16 protein-coding genes are annotated in these 20,963 nt (G+C 69.6%); 6 read left to right on the forward strand and 10 right to left on the reverse strand.

Annotated elements, in window-relative coordinates; genetic code table 11:
• Positions 1–58 precede the first annotated feature (58 nt).
• Together AB0H78_RS06330 and AB0H78_RS06335 are read left to right on the forward strand one after the other, a co-directional pair.
• Positions 59–1,036: a carboxymuconolactone decarboxylase family protein gene (locus tag AB0H78_RS06330; protein ID WP_363233089.1), complete on the forward strand. Its 978-nt coding sequence runs from the start codon at positions 59–61 to the stop codon at positions 1,034–1,036.
• Positions 1,033–1,293, forward strand: coding sequence for a hypothetical protein (locus AB0H78_RS06335; protein WP_363233090.1), 261 nt, complete (start codon positions 1,033–1,035; stop codon positions 1,291–1,293). The genes AB0H78_RS06330 and AB0H78_RS06335 overlap by 4 nt, the downstream gene beginning before the upstream one ends.
• 26 nt (positions 1,294–1,319) lie before the next feature.
• On the opposite strand, the gene AB0H78_RS06340 is transcribed toward AB0H78_RS06335, so the two are convergent.
• Entirely contained in the window at positions 1,320–3,359 is a 2,040-nt protein-coding gene (locus AB0H78_RS06340; RefSeq protein WP_363233091.1) for a glycosyl hydrolase family 28-related protein, read from the reverse strand.
• A gap of 221 nt (positions 3,360–3,580) precedes the next feature.
• Here AB0H78_RS06340 and AB0H78_RS06345 point away from each other — a divergent pair, with 221 nt between their 5' ends.
• On the forward strand, positions 3,581–4,735 hold the full coding sequence (locus AB0H78_RS06345) for a peptidoglycan bridge formation glycyltransferase FemA/FemB family protein (RefSeq protein ID WP_363233092.1): 1,155 nt from the start codon (positions 3,581–3,583) through the stop codon (positions 4,733–4,735).
• A gap of 15 nt (positions 4,736–4,750) precedes the next feature.
• Here AB0H78_RS06345 and murF read toward each other — a convergent pair whose 3' ends face one another.
• The 7 genes from murF to AB0H78_RS06380 form a co-directional block, all read right to left on the reverse strand.
• On the reverse strand, positions 4,751–6,112 hold the full coding sequence (gene murF, locus AB0H78_RS06350; RefSeq protein ID WP_363233093.1) for a UDP-N-acetylmuramoyl-tripeptide--D-alanyl-D-alanine ligase: 1,362 nt from the start codon (positions 6,110–6,112) through the stop codon (positions 4,751–4,753).
• Positions 6,113–6,278: 166 nt separating this feature from the next.
• On the reverse strand, positions 6,279–6,902 hold the full coding sequence (gene vanX, locus AB0H78_RS06355; protein ID WP_363233094.1) for a D-Ala-D-Ala dipeptidase VanX: 624 nt from the start codon (positions 6,900–6,902) through the stop codon (positions 6,279–6,281).
• Positions 6,895–7,962: a D-alanine--(R)-lactate ligase gene (vanA, locus tag AB0H78_RS06360; RefSeq protein WP_363233095.1), complete on the reverse strand. Its 1,068-nt coding sequence runs from the start codon at positions 7,960–7,962 to the stop codon at positions 6,895–6,897. Before vanA ends, vanX begins: the two co-directional genes overlap by 8 nt.
• A complete protein-coding gene (locus AB0H78_RS06365) occupies positions 7,955–8,941 on the reverse strand; it encodes a D-isomer specific 2-hydroxyacid dehydrogenase family protein (protein ID WP_363233096.1) in 987 nt (328 codons plus the stop codon). The genes vanA and AB0H78_RS06365 overlap by 8 nt, the downstream gene beginning before the upstream one ends.
• 287 nt (positions 8,942–9,228) lie before the next feature.
• On the reverse strand, positions 9,229–9,441 hold the full coding sequence (locus AB0H78_RS06370) for a hypothetical protein (protein WP_363233097.1): 213 nt from the start codon (positions 9,439–9,441) through the stop codon (positions 9,229–9,231).
• A 160-nt stretch (positions 9,442–9,601) separates the two neighbouring features.
• Positions 9,602–10,693, reverse strand: coding sequence for a HAMP domain-containing sensor histidine kinase (locus tag AB0H78_RS06375; RefSeq protein ID WP_363233098.1), 1,092 nt, complete (start codon positions 10,691–10,693; stop codon positions 9,602–9,604).
• Positions 10,690–11,382 carry a response regulator transcription factor gene (locus AB0H78_RS06380; protein WP_363233099.1) on the reverse strand — a complete coding sequence of 231 codons (693 nt, stop codon included), beginning with the start codon at positions 11,380–11,382 and terminating at the stop codon, positions 10,690–10,692. Before AB0H78_RS06380 ends, AB0H78_RS06375 begins: the two co-directional genes overlap by 4 nt.
• Positions 11,383–11,904: 522 nt before the next feature.
• On the opposite strand from AB0H78_RS06380, the gene AB0H78_RS06385 reads away from it, so the two are divergent.
• The 3 genes from AB0H78_RS06385 (at position 11,905) to AB0H78_RS06395 (ending at position 17,656) form a co-directional block, all read left to right on the forward strand.
• The gene (locus AB0H78_RS06385) at positions 11,905–12,621 is read left to right on the forward strand and encodes an STAS domain-containing protein (RefSeq protein ID WP_363233100.1); all 717 of its coding nucleotides are present in this window, start codon (positions 11,905–11,907) and stop codon (positions 12,619–12,621) included.
• 52 nt (positions 12,622–12,673) lie between these two features.
• Positions 12,674–15,538 (forward strand): hypothetical protein, encoded by a 2,865-nt coding sequence (locus AB0H78_RS06390; protein ID WP_363233101.1) that lies wholly within the window; start codon positions 12,674–12,676, stop codon positions 15,536–15,538.
• A gap of 141 nt (positions 15,539–15,679) precedes the next feature.
• Positions 15,680–17,656 carry a glycoside hydrolase family 43 protein gene (locus AB0H78_RS06395; protein WP_363233102.1) on the forward strand — a complete coding sequence of 659 codons (1,977 nt, stop codon included), beginning with the start codon at positions 15,680–15,682 and terminating at the stop codon, positions 17,654–17,656.
• Between the two features lie 47 nt (positions 17,657–17,703).
• On the opposite strand, the gene AB0H78_RS06400 is transcribed toward AB0H78_RS06395, so the two are convergent.
• A complete protein-coding gene (locus AB0H78_RS06400; RefSeq protein WP_363233103.1) occupies positions 17,704–19,338 on the reverse strand; it encodes an amidohydrolase in 1,635 nt (544 codons plus the stop codon).
• A 112-nt stretch (positions 19,339–19,450) separates the two neighbouring features.
• Positions 19,451–20,950, reverse strand: a complete 1,500-nt coding sequence (locus AB0H78_RS06405) for an NCS1 family nucleobase:cation symporter-1 (protein ID WP_363233104.1) — start codon at positions 20,948–20,950, stop codon at positions 19,451–19,453.
• Between the last annotated feature and the right edge of the window lie 13 nt (positions 20,951–20,963).

Below are 20,963 nucleotides of genomic sequence, written 5' to 3' on the forward strand. Positions count from 1 at the left end.
CGGCGCAGCGCCGACTTCCTCCGGCCGTACGACGACCAGGGCCGTTCGCCCGGACACGATGGTGACCATGACAGCCAACGGACCCTTCCGTTACACCTCGCCCGCCCCGCCCAAGTCCGCCACCGGACCGGTCGCGGACGCCTATGCCCAGATGAGTTCCGACTTCGGCATCGACGACCCCGCGACGTTCGTGGTGCTCTCCGACGCCCCGACGATCCTGACCGCGGCCTGGGCGCTGATGCGCGAGTCGCTGCTGGTGGGTGCGGCGTCCCGGAAGGAGAAGGAGCTCGTCGCGGCCGGGGTGTCCCTCGCCAACCGCTGCCCGTTCTGCATCGACGCGCACACGGTGCTGTTGCACGCCACCGGCGACCACCGCCTCGCGGAGACCGTCGGGCGCGACGACGTACCGGCCGACCCGTATCAGGCCCGGCTGCTCGCCTGGGGCAAGGACGTGCGGACTCCGAAGCCCTTCCCCGCCGAGCGGACGCCCGCCTATCTGGGCACGGCGCTCGCCTTCCACTTCATCAACCGCATCGTCTCGTCGCTGGTGACCGAGAACATGCTGCCGGGCAATGTGCAGCGGTTCCGGGTCGTACGGAGCCTGGCCGGGCGCACCGTCGCCGGCGCGGTCCGGCGTGAACTGAGCCCCGGTGACAGCCTCGTGCTGCTCGATGCCGTCTCCGGCGACCCGCCTTCGTGGGCGGCGGGCACTCCGGTCGGTACGGCGTACGCGGCTCTGCTCACCGCTGCCGCCTCCGGTGCGGGCCTGCTCTCGGAGGAGGACCAGGAGCTCGTGGCCAAGACGGTCACCGCCTGGGACGGCGGCCACCCCGAGCTGACCGGCGACTGGCTGCCCGACCGCACCGAGCGGCCGGGGGCGCGGCTCGCGCTGCTGGCCGCGCTCGCGCCGTACCGCATCACCGACGAGGACGTCGCCGCCTGGCGCCGCCCGGAACACCGGGACCACTGTCTGGTCCATCTCATCGCGTACGGCGCGATCATCGCCGTCGCCCGCATCGAGGGGCAGTCCGTATGAGCACCGTCACCGAAGCAAGAGCCTGCGAAGGGTATGTCTTCGCCGACCGGGCCGAGGCCGTCCACGACCTGGCCCACACGGTGCGCCCCGGCGACCGCTTCGACTTCGTCTGCCCTCGGCCGCCCGCTCCGTCATCGGAGACCGAACTGGACTGGGTGCGCGAGGTGTTGTGGAACATGGGCTGCCGGAACGTGTCCGTCACGGCGCTCGCCTCCGGGGACGGAACCCTGTGGGTGGTCGGTGCGGAGCGCTCCTAGCCGGGAAGGAGCGCCCCGCGCCGGGGTCACCAACCGGAGGGAGCCGGTGGTGTCACGACCGGGGGGCGGTCGTCACAGGTGAGGGTGTTCGGCAGCTCCCAGCCCGCCAGCCAGGGGCCGGTGGTGCCGCCTCCGTCGTTGCCGCCGAGGTCGGTGAGGGCGAACTCCGAGCCTGCCGGGGTGAAGTGGAAGGACCCGCAGTTGTTGACACCGACGGCGCCCACATTGCGTGCGTCGACGTTCTCGAAGGACGCGGATCCTGCCGCCCTGGCACTGACGACCGAGGTGCCCGTGCCGTCGACCCTGATGTCCTTGAAGCGGACGCCCGTGATCGAGTACAGGTCCTTCACCGGGAAGTCCGTGACGAGCATGATGGCGTTGTAGGTGTTGTCGAGGAAGTGGTCTCCGGCCACCTCGATGTCCGCGTCGATGTTCTTCTCCAGCGCGTACATCCAGATGGCACCGAGCCCGATGTTCCAGTTCAGTTCGTACGTACCTGCGCGGACCGTGGTGTTGTCGGTGATCCGCAGCTTTCCGGTGAAGGCCTCGGCGCCGAAGCGGGATCCGATGTGGAGGGCGCTGCCTTCGCGGACCGGGTCGGCGATCAGATTGCCGCTGACCGTGTTGTCGGTGCCGCCGTAGACCGCGATGCCGTTGGCGAGGACCGGTGACTGCACGGTGTTGTGGGAGAAGGTGTTGCGGGCGTTCGCGGACTTCTCCGACCACATGGCGAGTCCGTCGTCGCCGGTGTTGCGTACGAAGTTGTCGGACACGACCGAATCGGTCACGCCGGTGTGGAAGTTGAGGCCGTCGGCGATCTGGTCGGCGATGACATTGCCGGTGACGGACAGCTTCGTCATCGGCCCGTCGAACCACAGCCCCACCTTGGTGTGGTGGATGTAGAGGCCGTCGACGGTGGAGTTGCTCATCGCTCCGCCGACGCCGTTGACCTGGTCGGTGTCGATGCGTGTCCGGACGTCGCCCTCGATGGCGAATCCCGAGAGATGGACGTTGCTGCTGCCCCCGGCCGATGCGTCCTTGCCGTAGAAGCCGACGCCGGTGTGCACGGAGCCGTCGGGGGCCGGGGTGGTGAGGGTGGTCTGGCGGCCCTTGAAGATCGTGTACCAGCTGCCCGCGCCCTCGATCGTCACGTCGTCGACGACGATGTGGCGGTTCACCTGGTAAGTGCCGGGCGGGACATAGACCTTGAGGTGGTGACGCCGGGCGAAGGCGATCGCCCGGTCGATCGCGTCGGCGGAGTCGCGCCGGCCGAGCGGGTCGGCGCCGAAGGCCAGGACGTTCGCGGCCCTGAGGTCCACATGCGGCAGTCCGACCTGCTGCGAGTCGAGGAGGTCGATGACCGTCCAGGCGGCACGGCTCCCGGCGGGGGCGGTGAGACGGACCGTGTCGCCGGCGCGGTAGGTGCGGCCGAGGAGCAGGCGCTGCTCGTCGTAGAAGTGGTTCGGCCTGAACGGCTTGGCTATGGCGGGTGCCGGCGTCGTGGCGTCGGGCACGCACGAGCACTCGGTGATCCACCAGTCGGAGTGCAGCAGACCGGCGCCCGGGTCGTTGCTGAACGGGTACTGGTTGTAGAGCCAGGCGTACTGCGAGGTGAGCGTCATGGTGGCGCGGCGCTTGCCGTTCACGGCGACGTCGAGCGGAGCGGTGATGCCACCGCCGCCGGGGGCGTCCGGGATGCTGTAGCGCACGGTGATGGCGTCGGCGGTGCGGGGAAGCGTGAACTCGACGTACTGCCCCGGCGTCAGCTTGACCGCCTTGCGTCCCGATGCCTCGGCGGGAAGCGTGTACGCGCTGCGGTCGGGCCCGATGACGGTGCCGCTCGTCGCCGCGCTCTCCGCCTCCTGCTCGTCGAAGCCGGGGTCGGCGCCGCGGCCCTCCACGAGCGAGGGGGCGAGGGCGGCGCGGGTGACGGTCGGGGCGGGTGCCGCGGCGGTGTCCGCGTGTGCGGTGCCGCCGGGACCGAGCGCGGCGACGGCCATCGTCACGACGACGGCGGCGCAGGGTCTCCACAGCGACCTGATGGTGCTCCGTGTACTCCGTGACATCGACGGCTCTTTTCTCGCGGAAGGTGAGGCGACAGTAGAGGTCGCGCCCCGAGCCACACCAGAGCCGTGCAAGGTTTTTTTGGTCTGATGTCGTCAAATTGCGCAAGAGCATCAGCCTTTTGCGTGAGCGGTCAGCGCGGTGCGCGCCTGAGCGGCGCATATCGTCGGTGTATCGAAAAGCGGATACGCGCCGGCAACACAGGGCCGACTTGGCTGGCGTCATGTCCTCTCGCGAACCAGCACCGCTGTCCCTCCCTGTGACGCTGAGCGTCGCTCCGCTCAGCGACGCCGAGCACCTGGCCTTCGTGCGGGCGCGGCGGTCGGTGAACTTTGTGCAGACCCCGGCGTGGGGGCGGGTGAAGACGGAGTGGCGCAGCGAGTCGCTCGGATGGTTCGAGGGCGGGCGGCTTGTGGGGGCAGGGCTTGTCCTTCACCGGCCGGTGCCGGGACTGTCGCGGTTCACGCTCGCGTATCTGCCGTGGGGCCCTGACATCGACTGGTCCGGGGACATCAGTGCGTGGCTCGACCCGCTGGCGGCATATCTCAAGACGCGTGGCGCCTTCGCGATCCGGCTGTGCCCGCCGGTGCGGACGCACACCTGGGATGCGGCGCAGGTCAAGGACGGTGTGGCCGATCCGGGGGTACGGCGGCTCACCGGGCTCCCCGACGGGCACGTAGATCCGGTCGGTGCCGAGGTGGGCCGACGGCTCCGGGCGGCCCGCTGGCTGCCGCAGAGCCCTGAGGACGGATTCGGGGCCGGGCAGCCGCAGTTCACGTACGAGGTGCCGCTGGCGGGAAGGTCCGAGGACGACGTCCTGAAGGCCATGAACCAGCAGTGGCGCCGCAACATCAAGAAGGCCGCGAAGGCGGGGGTCGAGGTCACGGTCGGTGGTGCGTCGGACCTCGCGGCGTTCCACGAGCTCTACGTGCACACCGCCGCGCGCGACGGATTCACGCCGCGCCAACCGGCGTACTTCGAGACGATGTTCTCGGAGTTGAGCGCCGAGGATCCCGAGCGGATCACGCTCTATCTGGCGCGCCACGAGGGCGAGTTGGTGGCCGCGACGATCCTGGTGCGGGTAGGCGGACGCGCCTGGTACGTGTACGGCGCCTCCTCGACGGCCAAGCGTGAGGTGCGGGGTTCCAACGCATGCCAGTGGGCGATGATCCGTGACGTGCTGGCGGCGGGCTGCGACGTGTACGACCTGCGGGGCATCACGCCGACGCTCGACGCCGCTGATCCGCATGTGGGCCTGATCCGGTTCAAGGTCGGCACCGGGGGGCGGGCGGTGCGGTACGTCGGGGAGTGGGATCTGCCGCTGCGCCCGCTGGTCTACCGCGCCTTCGACCTGTACATGCGGCGGCGCGGGCGCTGAGCCCGCGCCGCACGGTCACCCGAGTGCGGCGGCCACCTCGTCGAGGCGGGCGCCGCGCGACGCCTTGACGAGGACGACGTCGCCGCCGGTGAGGATCTCACGCAGCCAGGCGACGGCCGCTCGGTTGTCGGTGAACGCGAGCGCCCGCGCCCCCACGGCGTCGGCGAGGGGACGGGCGGTTTCGCCGACGACGGCCACCAGGTCGGCGCGGGAGGCCGCGTACGTGCCCACCGCCCGGTGTTCGGCCTCACTGTCGGCGCCGAGCTCGAGCATCGCGCCGAGTACGGCGATACGGCGCCTGCCCGCGATCGCGGCGAGCGCGTCCAGGGCGGCTCGGGTGGAGTCGGGGTTGGCGTTGTAGGAGTCGTTGAGCAGGGTCGCGCCGCAGGCCAGAGTGCGGAGCTCCATGCGCCACCGGGACAGTGAGGCGGTGCTGAGGGCCACCGCCGAGGTGACCAGCGGGATGTCCGCCGCGAGTCCCGCCGCGGCGGCGGCCGCCGCGTTGAGTGCCTGGTGGGCGCCCACGAGCGGCAGCGCGACCCGGGCCGAGGCGCCGGAGGTGCGCAGCGTGAAGGCCGGCCGGCCCAGGCGGTCGAGGGCCAGGTCCTGGACACGCACGTCGGCGTGTTCGGCGCGGCCGAAGGTCAGGACCGGCCCGTCGGTCAGCGCGCGCATCGCGACGACACGCGGGTCGTCGGCGTTGAGGACGGCGATGCCGCCGGGTGCGAGGCCGCGCACGAGTTCACCCTTGGTCCGTGCGATGGCAGCACGGGAGCCGAACTCCCCGATGTGCGCCTGGCCGACGTTGAGTACGACCGCGATGTCGGGTGCGGCCAAGCCGGTGAGGTGGGCGATGTCCCCGACGTGGCGGGCGCCCATTTCGAGGGCGAGGAAACGGGTGTGTGCGTCGGCGCGCAGCATGGTCAGGGGCACGCCGAGCTCATTGTTGTACGAACCATAAGTGGCGACGGTCGGCCCGGCGCCCGAGAAGACCGCGGACAGCAGGTCCTTGGTGCTGGTCTTGCCCTGCGAGCCCGTCACCGCGACGACGGCAAGCCGCTCGCGCAGCCGGGCCACCCAGTGGGCGGCGAGTGTCTGCAGTGCGGCCGGTACATCGTCGACGACGACGGTGGGCAGCGGCGTCGGCCGCGAGCCGAGCACGGCGGTCGCACGGGTGCGGCCGGCGTAGTCGTGGCCGTCGACACGCTCACCGGCCATGGCGACGAAGAGCCCGCCCGGTTCGCCGTGCCGGCTGTCGAGGACGGCCGGGGCACTCACCGTGACGGTCGCATCGCCCGTGACCCGGCCGCCGACGAGCGCGGCGATCTCGGCGAGGGAGAGAGGGTGCGGGGCCCGGGTTGGCTTGCTCTGAGTCATGACTTCAGTTCAGGCGGCCGGGTGTTGCCGGGGCGTATGCGGTTCTCGATACGCCGGCGATACGCGGCTGGGCTCGGGTGCCATCCCTGCCCTTGCCGCTCGGCATCGGGGGGGGCGAAGAGAGACGGGCCGCGGCTCCAGCCGGACCGCCGGAGCCGCGCCGTACTCATCCCAGACTCACCTGTGTGATGGGAAAGTCGAAGTAGGTGTCCGGGTAGGGCTCGTCCGTCAGCGTGTAATGCCACCATTCGCAGGCGTAGGAACTGAATCCGCTGGTCTCCATGATGGTGCGAAGGCGCCTGCGGCTGTCCGCCACGAACTCCGAGATTCCTTCCGCCCCATGGTGCGAGACCGAGTCCATCAGGTCGTGGTCGCCGCCCATGGCGGCGAGGTCGCCGCTTTCCAGGTGATACAGCGTCAGGTCGACGGTACTGCCGCGGCTGTGGCCCGACTTGGCTGCCACATATCCGTTCTCGAACATCTCGGACCGGTCGATATGGGGGTAGTGGCGCTGCTTGGTGCGGCCGTCATCCGGCTGCTCGGACCAGCGCACGAAGGAGTTCACGGCACGTTGTGGGCGGTATCCGTCCCAGAGAAGAAGGCCGAATCCGTGCGACGCCGCCTCTTCTCGCGCGCTCTGCAATGCCGCGCACAGGGCCCTGGTGCCGACGATGCGATTGGCCAGGTAGCCGGCGACCGGTTTTCCGGTGAAGTTGTCCCAGGTGGCGTACTTGGCGTCCCAGCGGATCCCGTCCATGAACTCGTCTATAAAGACGAAGTCGTTACGCATCAGCCTGCTCCGTCGAAGTCAGGGACCGTGCGAGCGCCCCGGTCACCAGACGGTCGATCACATCGGACAGCGGAACCCCGGCGGCGGCCATCATCCTCGGATAGCGGCTGTAGGAGGTCATTCCGGGGAACGTGTTGACTTCGTTGAGGACGACGTCTCCGTCGTCCTTGAGGAACAGGTCCACGCGGGCGAGTCCGCTGCACCCCAGAGCGCGGAAGACGGCCTTCGCCACGTCCTGGACATGGGCCCGGGACTCGGCCGAAATATCGGCGGGGACGATCGGCGTCGAATTGTCGGAACCGGTCTCGGGCGCGCCCTCCTGGTGGATCCGGAAGAACCCATGGGACAGGGCGATTCGGTCGACTTCCCCCGCGGTCAGCTCCGTTCCGGCACCCAGGATGGCGCATCCCACCTCGCTGCCGACGACCGCCTCCTCGACCAGGACTTTCCTGTCGTACCGCCGGGCGACGTCCAGCGCGGCCGGCAGTTCTTCCGCATGCGCCACCTTGCTGACCCCGAAGGAAGATCCCGAGCGGGCCGGCTTCACGAAGACGGGATAGGTGAGCCGGTCGGCGTCGATGTCCTCGTCCGCCACGACCGTCCAGAAATTCGGCGTGGCGATTCCGGCGCCGGCGGCGACGAGGTAGGCGAGGGACTTGTCCATGCCCAGCGCGGAACTCTGGACGTCGCAGCCCACGTACGGGATTCCGGACAGCTCGAGCAGGCCCTGGATCGCGCCGTCCTCCCCGAGCCGGCCGTGCAGGACGGGCAACACGACATCCAGGCCGATCGTCTCGTACTTCCCCCGATCGAGGACGAGCAGTCCGCGCACATCGCGGTCCGGGGACAGCGCGGCGGATCGGTGGGCAGCGCTCTCCCAGTCGGCGGCGGGTCCCTCGCAGAGTTTCCAGGTGCCTTCGCGTGTGATCCCGATGAAGTACGGCTCGTACGTGTCCGGGTCGAGGTTTCGTGCGACCTCCTGCGCGGACTTGACGGAGATGGGGTGTTCCTCCGAGCAGCCTCCGAAGAGGATTCCGATCCGAAGCTTGGCCTTAGGCATGCTGATTCCTGCTTTCGAATTCCAGGCAGTTGGTGATCGAGTTCTCTACCGTGTCGCTCAGGGCGCGGTCCGTGTAATACGCGGTGTGCGGGCTGATGAACGCGTTCGGCATTTCCTGCAGCCGCAGCAGCGGCTTGCTGTCGATGGGCGCGTTCCGTCGGTCGGCGTAGAAAACGCCTTCCTCGCCCTCGACGACGTCGAGGGCGACACCGCCCAGACGCCCGTCCTCCAGCGCCTCGACCAGCGCGGTCGTGTCGATGAGGGCGCCACGCCCGGTGTTGACCACGAACGCGCCGGGTTTCATCCGTTGGAGGCGCTCACGGTCGAGGAGGTGGTGCGTCTCGAAGTTGAGCGGGGCATGGAGCGTGACGACGTCGCTCGACCTCAGCAGGTCATCGAGCGACACCTCGTCGCCGGGGCCACCGGATGCCCCGGCGCCATTCTTGTACACCAGAATCCGGCATCCGAAGGCGCGGAGCCTTTCTATGACGGCCGCGCCGATGCGCCCCGTTCCGACCACGCCGACAGTCAGGTCGCGCAGCTCTTTCCCCCGTACGTCGTGCAGCCGATAGTCGTGCACATCCGCGCGGCGGACAGTGGACTTGGCGTGACGCAACGCCATCAGTAGCATCATCACCGTGTAGTCGGCGACGCCGTCGGGGGAATAGCAGACGTTCCCGATGGAAATTCCGACACGGTCCGCATAATCCGTGTCGATGTGGTCGTAGCCGATGCTCCTTGTGGAGATGTAGGAGACACCGACGCGGCTCAGCGCGCGAAGTATCGCCGGGGTGATCCGGGTCTTGTGATCGACGCTGACGCACCGGTTTCCGGACGCCAGGTGGACGTTGTCCTCGGACACCGCGGACTCTGTGATCGTCGGCGTCATGCCGACACGAGGCGCCAGCTCACGGAACCGTGCGGCTTCCTCCCGACCGCATCCGAAAGCGGTGATTCCCACTGGTTCGCTGTAGGTCATACCTCCATTCAAGGGAACGGGGTGTTGCCGGCGCGTATGCAGTTCTCGATACGCTGCCAATATGTTGTCGGTTCCGCGTTGCCGGCCCGCGCGGTGTCGGCCGAACGGCGCGCTTTCCGGCCGGCCCTACCTCGACTGAGCCGGTTCTTCCCTGCGGCCGCGGAGAGCCGGGGCACCGGCGGATCAGCCGGAGAGGTCCTTCCAATAGCGGGCGGAAAGTGTGCAGCGGTCGTCGTAACCGTGGTGCTGGTAAAAGGCATTGGCGGCAAGCCGTGAGCGCTGCGTCGTCACTTCGACGGCGGAGCAGTTCCATTGTCGCGCCAGCTGCCGGCGACGCGTCCACTTAGCTGGGCCACCAGGACCGCGCTGAACGGATGGTCGAACCAAAAGGTGAAGCGCTCTTCGACATCCGGTGCCGTACTGGCGTAACCGAGTTGGCACAGCAGACCGGCGATCTGGTCGGCATCCGCGGGAGTGGCTCGGCGTACGGTGACTGTCACGTCGTCAACCTGCGTTTCTGTGGATCGGTGCTGCCGCGTGGTGATGCGCTGGACGCGTTCCTCGATCGCCCACCGGCGTGTGTGAGCCCCACGTGGTGCTCGATCAGACCGAACGCGGCTCGACACGGCCGCATCAGCCGCGTAGTCGGCGGGGCGCGTATCACGACCGCGGGGACGTGCGCGCGGGCAGTTCCACCGTGATGCACAGGCCACCGGTGTCGCGCGGGGTGAGGGTGAGGGTGCCGTCGTGTGCGCGAGTGATGCTTGTGACGATGGCCAAACCGAGGCCGACACCCGTCTGGTTGGCGTGGATGCGCTCGGTGCCCCTCTGGAATGGTTCGGTGAGTGTCGAGACCAGGTGTGGAGGCATTTTCTCGCCTGTGTTTTCGACCGTGAGCATCACGGTGCCGGGGCGGGCGCTGGTGGTGACCCACACCCTTCCCTCTGCGGACAGATTGTGGACGATCGCGTTGTGCACGAGGTTCATGGTCAGTTGCAGCAGGAGCGCCGGCGATCCGCTCGCGAGGGTGATGTCGCCGCGGGTCTCGATGGTGACGCCGTTCTTCGCTGCGAGGGGGAGCAGCGTTTCGGTGGCTTCCTCCGCCATGAGGGACAGGTCGACCAGTTCTCGGGTGAAGGATCGCTGGTCGGCCCGGCTGAGCAAGAGCAGTGCTTCAGTGAGGTCGATCGCTCGGGTGTTGACAGCTTGGAGGCGGTCGAGGGCTTCGCCGGTGTCGTGTGATGGATCGGTGCGGGCCACGTCGAGAAGTGACTTCGAGATTGCCAGCGGGGTGCGTAGTTCGTGCGAGGCGTTTGCCGCGAATCTCTGCTGCTCGGCGACGTGTGCTTCAAGCCGTGTGAGCATCGCGTCGAAGGCGTCGGCAAGTTCGCGGAACTCGTCCTGGCGTCCCGGCATCTGGATACGGTGCGAGAGGGATCCCGTAGCGGCCGTGCGGGTGGCGTTGGTGATGCGAGCCAGGGGGGCGAGCATACGACCGGCGAGGATCCATCCTCCCAGGAGGCCGAACACGAGGAGGAACACCATGACTGCGGCTGCCGTTGGCGCGAAGCCCTGCACGAAGTCGGTGACCGGGTTCCTCTTCCAAGCCCCCTGCTCGTTGGTTTGTATCCACCCCTGTCGCAGGAGGAACACTCCTGCGGCGGCGAGCGCCAAGGCACCAGCGAGCATGAGGAATCCGGCGTAGCTGAGGGTGAGCTTGAGGCGGACACTCAATCCAGGCGCTCTGCTCACGGTCGCTCCCCCCGATTCCCGGCCTGCGGCCGTGCATTGATTCGGTAGCCGGCCCCGGAGACCGTGACGATGATCCACGGTTCACCGAGACGCTTGCGCAGTGCCGAGACGGTGATTCGGACAGCATTGGTGAACGGATCGGCGTTCTCATCCCACGCGCGTTCCAGAAGTTCCTCGGCGCTGACGACACCACCCTCGGCGGCGACGAGGACCTCGAGTACGGTGAACTGCTTACGCGTCAGCGTGACGTAGCGGCCGTCCCGGTAGACCTCGCGTCGGAACGGATCCAGCCGCAGCCCCGCGATCTCATGGACCGCAGGCCGGCTATGGGCGCGCCTGCGGTCGAGCGCGCGGAGCCTGAGGACCAGTTCCCGCAGATCGAACGGTTTCGTGAGGTAGTCGTCGGCGCCGAGTTCGAAGCCGGATGTCTTGTCGTCGAGGCGGTCTGCCGCGGTGAGCATGAGGATAGGCATGCCGCTGCCCGAGGCGAGGATGCGTTTGGCGATCTCGTCACCGGAAGGGCCCGGGATATCGCGGTCGAGGACAGCGATGTCGTACCTGTTGATGCTCAGCATTTCCAGGGCGATGCCGCCGTTGCCCGCGAGGTCGGCCGCGATCGCTTCCAGGCGCAGGCCATCGCGGATGGCTTCCGCCATATAAGGCTCGTCCTCGACGATCAACACACGCATACTCTCGATGTTAGGAGCGGGCACATATCGCCCGCGTATCAAAAACCGCATACACGCGGCCAACACCCGCCACCGTCCATCAGCGCCGCGATCTGCCAGTCGACGAGCCCTCGATCAGTGTCACTCCCGAGGGGGGGCATTGGTGCGGACGGCGAGGGAACACCGCTGGTCATACCGACGGCCTCCCGCGCCATGTCCGAACCCCTCGGCGGCGTCAGCCTCAGCTGCACGATCCGTACGGGGCCGTTCCGGGCCGCCGGACGGCGGGCAGGCGGCGGACGTTGCCGAGGGCCGCGCTCTGTTCCGGTAGACGGACGATCACGTCGTGCTGTGCGGCCAGGCGCGAGACGGCGAGTACCTTGAACGCGGTGAATTCGGCAACGGTCTCATCCCGCTGAGCGGGTAGCCGTCGCAGACGAACGCCGGACCCGCGGCAGGCAGGGTGATCACTCAACGTAAGCGCGGCGCCTCCCTCTAGCGTGGTCGCGCGGGGGATGGGTCGGCACGGCGAAGGATGGCGACGTGGAGTGGTCTCGGCCGGTTCGGTTTCTGCGGATCGCCGTCACTCCGGCGGGCAGTCGCGTCACGATCCGGGTGGCCGGGGAGCTGGACATCGCCTCGGCGCCGGCGCTCGACCGTGAACTGAGGCGCGCCCGGGAGAAGTTCGGCGCCATCGATCTCGACCTGAGCCGGGTGACGTACTGCGGCGTCGCAGGGGCGAACGTGCTGCTGGACGCGCACCGGCAGACGGCCGCCGACGGCGGCACGTTCACGGTGTCGCGGGCCCACAACTCCGTACTGCGTCCGCTGGAGGTCTGCGGCGACGGCGAAGCCCTCGTACTGGTACGAGGGGTGGTGACGGCGCCGCTGTCCCCGCACGAGCAGCGCCGCCGTCAATCGCTGGTGTCCCAGACCCTCGCGGTGGCGCTGCAGATCACCGGGGCGCCGATGGGCAATGCCCAACTGCTGGATCCAGCGGGCCAGGTCCTGCGCATCACCACCCAGCACGGCTTCCACCAGCCGTTCCTGAGCTTCTTCGAGACGGTGGGCGAGCGGGACACGGCCTGTGGGGTGGCGGCCCAGGACCGTAAGCCCGTCTTCGTCGAGGAGACGGCCGCCTCCCCGTCTTCCTGGGCACCCCGGGTGGTGTCCGTGCACCGCCCGCGGCCCACGCTGTGGCAGGGCGAGCAGCGCCAGGCCCTGGAGTCGCTGGCCGCCGCGGCTTCCCTGCTGCTCTGAGCCCTCGAAATTCCGTTGGCTTCGCCCATCCTCTCCTGCATCCTTCATCCCAATGAGAGTCGAGCTTGCGGGTGGGGTGGTGACGTCCGGTCACCACGTGTGGTTGCCGGGGGATTCCGGTCCGGTACGGATGGTGGACGAGTCGGACGGTGCCGACGGATCCGCAGTGGCATGGGGGCCGGACGGGGCGAGCGACGCGGAAGCCCGGGATGCGGTCGCCGAGTTGGAGCGCATCGTCGCGACAGGCGGTGCCCTCGCGGCCGGGGCGGGCATCGATCTCGGCAGCGGATTCCGGTCGGCCCGGCTGTCCGGGGGCAGAGGCGAGCAGCGGGATGCGGTGCTGGCCGCGCTCAGGATGCTGGGAGCCGAAGGGGCGGGGCGCCTCGGTGATCAGGCCCGCGTCCTCGTCGCACTGTTCGGACCCTCGGCCACCAAGCGGGTCGGCGCAGCGGCCGCTCGGGCGGTCGCCGACGAACGGTGGGCCGCGCTCCATCTGGCGTGTGCCGCGAGCGACGTGCTCGGTCCGGAGCAGCTGGAGCGGATCCTCGCACTGGAGGCCCCCGAGGGCTCCAAGATGGTCTCGGGCAGCCTCCCGTCGGTCCTCGGCGCGCATCTGCGACAGGTGTGCGAACAGGTGCCGCCGGCACGCCGGTCGGCGTTGCTGATGGACCTCTGGGAGCAGGTGCTCGGACATCACGCCCGGCGGGCCCGGCGCAGGCGGCTCCTCGCGACCCAGGGCAGACAGGACCGTATCGACGATCTGCGGGCCCGGCGCAGCACGTTCGAGGACGGTGAGATCCTGCACTTCCTCGGGCTCGCTCTGTACGGTCGCGAACCCTCGCTGGCCGACGCGGCCCGGTGGACGGTGCCCTCCCATTACTGGCAAGGGCTGCTGAACCGTACGGTCAACGACGCTCTCGCCGCCACCGCCCTGCTCCGCACCGCCGTGGCCGTTTCGGATCATGGTCTGCGGGAGGGGCTGGAGCGCAGCCACTCCGTCCTCGCGGCCGCCGACGCCACCTTCGGCGACGCGGCGGCGGCCAGGTCCGCGCGCCATGCGCCGGGGCACACCGGACTTCCCGCACGCCCCGGCAGTTGCGTACGCGACATCCATCGCAGGCTCCACAAACCCGGACCGGAGGACTCCAAGCTCGACGGCTACGTGATGCCCCGCCTGGCGCGAGCGCGCGAGTACGCCCTGCTGGTCTCCGAAGAGCTGACGACGCTGCTGGGCGCGATGACCCCGGTCCCCGAGGAGATACTGACGACCTGGGCGGCGGGCGGGCTGCGGTCCTGGCGCGCCGAGGTCGGCTTCACCTCCGTACGTCCGCCTTCCGCATGGGACACGCACCCCCCGCACCTCCGCCGCGTGCACCACCTCTCGGGCACCCTCGCCGATCGGCTGGGCCGGCTGCAGGACCCGGCGCCCGCCGAGGTGGAGGTGGTCGGCGATCTGCTGTGGTACGCCGAAATGACCGATGCGCTCGCCCAGTTGTACGGGCACGAGGCCGCGCGGCACGGGCAGTTCGGCGAACGGTGGCTCGACCACGACCCGGCACCCGCGCCGACAGAGCCCCTGACGTCGCCGCTCGAGTCGATCACGCTGGCCGTGGCGGGAGCGGCCCAGCTCGTCGCGCTCGGCGCCCGCCCCGCCAAGAGCACCGGCGGCTGGACCGCCCACATCGCCGCTCTGCACACCGGCCTGGACATCGCGGCGGCGCTCAGCGGCGAGTTCGCCGTCCCCGCTCGGATCGGCGACCTGGACAGAACCGTGGTCCCCGGCACCCGGACCCGCTTCCGGGTGGCCCGCACCGCGCGCACCCTCACCGAGTGGTCCACCTACATGGGCAATTGCATCGCCGGTCCGCCGTACGTCGACAGCGCGGCGAAGGGCCACAGCGCACTGGCGGCCCTGTTCGACGAACACGGTCGCATCCTCGTCAACGCCGAACTGCGCCCCAAGAGGCCTGCCGCACGCGGCTGGTGGATCACCGAGATCGCGGCCCGCTTCAACGAATCACCCGATCCGGCCCTCGCGCAGAGCTTCCGGGCCTGGGTGGACACCATCCCCGGCCCCGGCATCACGGAGCCCGGCGGGAGCGCCGACGACGAGGTGCGGCCGGATCGTCGCGTACGCCGGCGGGCCACCTCTCACCCGCACCTGGCCGAGGCGGTGGGGCCCGCGCTCACGGATCTGCTGGAGCGGTCCCGGGACCTCCCGGACATGGACGAGGCGCTCGGCTGCCTGGCGATCCTCGCGGACACCGCCCCGGATGCCGCACTGTTCCGAATGCGCCGCCTCTCGCCCGAGTCGCTTGCTGCCGCGTGCCAACAGGCCCTCGGCCGGGGGGACTTGGACGTGGTGCGGCTGTGGAACGCCACCGGAGTCCGCCCGCTGGCCACAGCGGTCGACGGCCTGGCACCGCCCCTGCGGGACCGCTTCGGGCGGCTCGCACTGCTGGCAGGTTCCGATCCGCTCCCCAAGTCCCTGCGCCGGCTGGTGAAGTCGCCCGCCGTGGCGACCGCGTACTCCATGGACCTGGTGACCCTCCGCGTGCGTGCGGCGCTGGGGCGGCTGATGCACGACGGCGATGAGGTCATGGCGCGCTCGTTGGCCCGGCGTACCACCGTGCCACTGCTCTGCGCCGCCGTCGTCGCCGTCAACTGCCGTACCCCCGGCGCCGAACTCACCCCGATCGCACCGCCGCGCATCATCACCGTGCCGGGATTTCCTGCGGCCGACCTCGCCGATCCTGACGGGCCGTGGCAGCGCGCGCTGCCCGCGGCCCGCGAACTGGGCGCGGAAACCACGGCATGGTGGGACCGGATCGCGGAGCACGGTCTGCGCATACCCACCGCCTGGCTCGGCGCCGGGGGCTGGCCTGCGCTCTGGTCCCGCGCCCATCTCGCTGCCTGAGACACCCGCCCCCAGGCGTTTCCACCACGGTCGGGACGACATCCTCCGAGCCTTCGTCCAACCCATTGCAAAAGGGGTGTACGAGCGCTAGCGTCCCGCAGGCCACCCCCGCCCCTCCGCACCGGGACCGAGGAAAACTCCATGGACACAGAGAAGTTCACCCTGGACCGCCGCGCCGTTCTGCGGTCCGCCGCCGGAGTCGCGGCGCTCGGCGGATTCGCCGCCCTGCCCGGCACGACCGCCAGTGCCGCCACAGGGACACAGCCCCAGAGCGCGGCCGACACCGGAGTGTTCACGCCCGGGCAGCCCTGGCTCGATACCAACGGCCAGGTGATCCAGGCCCATGGCGGCCAGGTGACACCCGCCGAGGACGCGGCCGGGCAGCGTATCTGGTACTGGTACGGCGAGGACCGGAGCAAGGGCTACTACAACAGCCCGGGCGTGCACGTCTACTCCTCCCGCGACCTGCACACCTGGACGGACGAGGGCCTCGCGCTGCGGTCCATGGAATCGGCCGAACAGTTCGACACCGACCCGTACTTCACCGCGCTGTACACGGGCTACGACGCCGAACAGCGCGCGGCCGTGTACCGGGATCTGAGCACCCGGCAGATCAGCACGAGCGTCAACCCGGCCATCCTCGAGCGGCCCAAGGTGATCCACAACGCGCGCACCGGGAAGTGGGTGATGTGGGTGCACGCCGACGGCCCTTCGGCGACATCCGGCGCCCAGTACGCCAAGGCCCGTGCGGGCGTCGCCGTCTCCGACTCCCCCACCGGACCGTTCCGCTACATCGACAGCTACCGGCTGCACGTGGCCCCGGCCGGCGAGCCGAACTACCAGCCGGACAACCCCGGTATGGCCCGGGACATGAACCTCTTCGTGGACGACGACGGGGCGGCGTACATCATCTACTCCAGCGAGGAGAACTACTCGCTGTTCATCTCACGCCTGGACGACGACTACACCTACCTCGCCACACCGCCCGAATCGGCGGTCAAGGGCGTCGACTTCATCCGCCCGTACATCGGCGCCCACCGGGAAGCACCCGCGCTCTTCAAGTTCGACGGCACGTACTACCTGATCACCTCGGCCGCCACCGGCTGGAGCCCCAACCCCGCCGCGTACGCCACCGCGACCGACATCCTCGGCGAGTGGACCGACCACGGGAACCCGGCCACCGGCGGTGACGCGGCCACCACGTACTCCTCGCAGTCCACCTGCGTCGTCCCCGTCGACCCGAAGGCCGGCCGCTACATCTACATGGGCGACCGATGGACCCCTTCGGACCTCGCCAACTCGCCTTACATATGGCTGCCGTTGACGTTCGGCGAGGGCGACTCCATGACGCTCCCGTGGCACGAGAGCTGGACCCTCGACGACCTCACCCCGCAGACCCGCTACCGCGTCGACGCCGAGATGCCGGGGCACGTATGGCTCGGCGACGGCGAGGACCTGCCCCGCCGGGTGCGGGTGCACATCGACGGCAAGGCCCGTTCCTCCAGGGTCACTTGGGACACCGCGGCGCTCGCCGCCCCCGGGATGCGGACCGTCACCGGCACCCTGCGCGACTTCGGCGACCGCACCTTCACACGCCAGGTGCTCGCCGTGCCGAAGAAGGTCCGTTACGCGGTCAACGCGGGCGGCGACCGCACCGCGGACTGGACGCAGCTCATGGCGGTGGCGGGCAGGACGGCCCCGACCCTCAACTCACTCCCCGAACAGCCCTTGGGTGCCGACCCGAAGACCGGCGCGGTCTGGGGCTGGACCAGCGAAGGAAGCCTGCCGCGCACCGTCAGCGGCGGCGATCTGTACACGACGCTGCGGTACGCGGTCTCCGGGCGGACCCTCACCTACACGTTCGGCGGCCTCGACCCGGCACGCCGCTACACCGTCCACACCGGCTGGTTCGACCCCTGGCCGTCGGCCAATCGCGCCGCAAGGGTGCAGGTCAACGGCGTGACGATGGAGGAGCAGCGGCTGTTCACCGCGGAGCCCGCGGCCGGTGCGTACGCCGGGATCAAGCCGTCGGCGGACGGGATCATCGTGCTCGACGTGATCCCGACCCGCTCGCCCGACATCCAGCTGAGCTGGGTGATGGTCGCAGCGGAGCGCTGAGTCAGGCGGTGATGCCCTGCGGCCATGTACCGCAGGGCACCACTCCCTCAGCTCTGGTGGACGAGCGTGCCGCCGACGTACGTCCGCTCCACCCTGGCCCTGGAGATCTCCTCGGGCGGCGCCGCGAGGATGTCCCGGTCGAGCACGATCAGGTCGGCCAGGTGTCCCGGGAGCAGGCTGCCCGCGTCGTCGTGGCGGTTCACATGGGCGGAACCCGCCGTGTAGGCGGCGAGGGCGGACAGCGGGTCGATCCGCTGCTCGGGCAGGAACACCCGCTCGTCGTCGCTCTCCGGTTCGCGGCGGTTGACGGCGACATGGATGCCCGCAAGCGGGTCCGGGCTGGAGACGGGCCAGTCGCTGCCCGCCGCCAGGGTGGCACCGGAGCGCAGCAGATCACCGAAGGGGTACTGCCAGGAGGCGCGTTCGGGGCCCAGGTACGGGATGGTCAGCTCGTCCATCTGCGGCTCGTGCGCCGCCCAGAGCGGCTGGATGTTCGCGATGGCGCCGAGCGCCGCGAAGCGGGGCAGGTCGTCGGGGTGGACGACCTGGAGATGGGCCAGGTGGTGGCGGTTGCCGCGCCGCCCGTTGGCGGCGACCGCGGCCTCGACCGCGTCCAGCGCCTCGCGTACCGCACGGTCGCCGAGCGCGTGGAAGTGGACCTGGAAGTCGAGCGCGTCCAGCGCGGCCACATGGCCGAGGAGCGCCTTCGGGTCGACGAAGCTCAGCCCGCTGTTGGCCGTGGCGCAGCCGCAACCGTCCAGATACGGGGCGGTCATCGCGGCCGTGAAGTTCTCCGCGACCCCGTCCTGCATGATCTTCACCGACCCGACCCGGAACCGGCCGTGATTCAACTCCGCGCGGCGCGCGATGAGTTCGGGGATCTGCTCGGCGCCGCGCTCACGGTCCCACCACAGCGCACCGCTCACCCTGGCGGTCAGCGAACCGTCCCGGGCGGCCGACAGATAGGCGTCCGAGGGGTCGCTCATGCCGTTCAGGTCGCCGAGCAGCGCGTCCTGCCAGCCCGTGATCCCCAGGGAGTGCAGAAGCTTCTGGGCCCGCAGCAGCCCCGCGCGCCGGTCCTGCGGTGTGCTCGGCGGCACCAGGCGCGAGACCAGAACCGTCGCGCCCTCCTGGAGCATCCCGCTCGGAGTGCCGTCCGCCTCCCGCTCGATGCGCCCGTCGGCCGGATCCGGCGTGTCGGCGGTCAGCCCCGCCAGCTCCAGGGCGCGGGTGTTGGCCCAGGCCCCGTGATGGTCCCGGTTGGAGAGCAGCACAGGCCGGTCGGGAACCACCGAGTCGAGCAGCCGGCGGCTGGGCATCCCGCCCTCGAAGCTCTCCATCGACCAGCCACCGCCGGTGATCCACTCCTGCTCGGGGTGCGCCTGGGCGTAGACGCGGATCCTCTCCAGATACGTACCGACGTCGACCACCCCGGTCAGGTCGCACTGCGCCAGCTCGCTGCCGCCGCCCACCGCGTGGATGTGGGCGTCCTGGAATCCGGGCAGCAGCAGCTTGCCGGTGAGGTCCACGACCTCCGTACCGGGACCGATCAGCTCCCGTACCTCGTCGTGTCCGACGGCGGTGATCCGCTCCCCGGTGACGGCGAGCGAACTCGCCCGGCTGCGGGCCGGGTCCATGGTGAGCACAGGACCTCGGGTGAAGACCAGATCGGCCTTGGTCATGGAACGCTCCAGAGCGTGCGGAAACGGTGGGACGGTCGCCATGCAAGCCGGGCGACCGCCCACACGTCAATGCTGTTGACGTAAGCCTCCGCCGTCCGGGCTCAGGACCGGATCAGGGTGCGGAGGTCCGCCGCCCCGCCATCAGCGCCACGTACACGAGGAACGACGAGGCGAGCCCGACGGCCCAGCCGTAGTCGGCGAGCGGTTTGAGGATGGGGATCAGCCCGTCGACCGGGAAGGGGCCGGCCTTGCTCCCCTTCGCGTCGAGTGTCGAGTACGAGCCGCCGACCGCCAGGATCCCGCCGACCGCGAAGGCTGCGACAGCACGCCAGTTCCAGCCGCCGGAGTACCAGTAGCGGCCCTCGGGTCGGTAGAGGTCGGCGACGTCGAGGACCGTACGGCGGATGACCCAGTAGTCCGCGATCAGGATCCCGGCCACCGTACCGAGCAGCCCGCCGACCACGCCCAGCCAGGTGAAGATGTACAGCTCGGGCGTCGAGGTCAGCTTCCACGGCATGACGACCACACCGATCACACCCGTGATCAGCGCGCCCGTACGGAAGTTGATGAGCTTCGGAGCGAGGTTGGCGAGGTCGTACGCGGGTGAGACGACGTTCGCCGCGATGTTCACGGAGATCGTCGCGACGAAGACGGTGATCAGCGCGAAGAGCAGCCCGAAGGTGTTGTCGGTCTTGCCCGCGAGTGCGACCGGGTCCCAGATCGCCGCGCCGTAGACCTTCTCCGAGCCGGAGGTGACGAGCACCGACATCAGCGCGAAGAGCGTCATCGTGGTGGGCAGGCCCAGGGTCTGGCCCCAGACCTGGGCGCGCTGTCCTTTGCCGAAGCGGGTGAAGTCGGGGATGTTGAGCGAGAGCGTGGACCAGAAGCCGATCATGCCCATCAGGCCGGGGAAGAAGACCTTCCAGAAGTCGCTGCCCCAACCGACCTTGGAGGGCTCGTCGAGCAGCGGGCCGAAGCCGCCCGCCTTGTTCGCGATCCAGATCAGCAGGACCACCGCACCGACCAGGACGAAGGGTGCGGCCCAGTTCTCGAAGCGGCGCAGGGTGTCCATTCCCCGGTAGATGACGGCGAGTTCGATGACCCAGAAAATCGCGAAGCAGAGCCACAGCGTCCAGGGGTAGCCGCCGATGTGCCCGGCGTCCGTCCAGCCGCCGAAAATCTTGCCCAGCAGGATGAAGATCCCCTGTCCGCCGATCCAGGTCTGGATGCCGAACCAGGCGCAGGCGACGGCCGCCCGGATCAGGGCAGGGAGGTTCGCGCCGCGCAGGCCGAAGGAGGCGCGGGCCAGGACCGGGAAGGGGATGCCGTACTTGGGGCCCGCGTGACCGGTGAGCAGCATGGGGAGCAGGACGATCACATTGGCCAGGGCGATCGTGAGGACCGCCTGCTTCCAGTCCATGCCCAGGGCGACCAGGCCGGAGGCCAGGGTCCAGGAGGGGATGCAGTGGGCCATGCCGATCCACAGGGCCACGAAGTTGTACGTCGTCCAGGTGCGCCCGGATTCGGGGACGGGGCGCAGATCGTCGTTGACGTAGCGGCCGTCGGGTATCTCGACGGCCGACGGGTGGGTCGGTATCGCGGTTTCGGTCATGAAAGGGCACCGG

Origin of the sequence: Streptomyces sp. NPDC050738, from assembly GCF_040654175.1 — a bacterium.
In the GTDB taxonomy this organism is placed as follows: Bacteria; Actinomycetota; Actinomycetes; order Streptomycetales; family Streptomycetaceae; genus Streptomyces.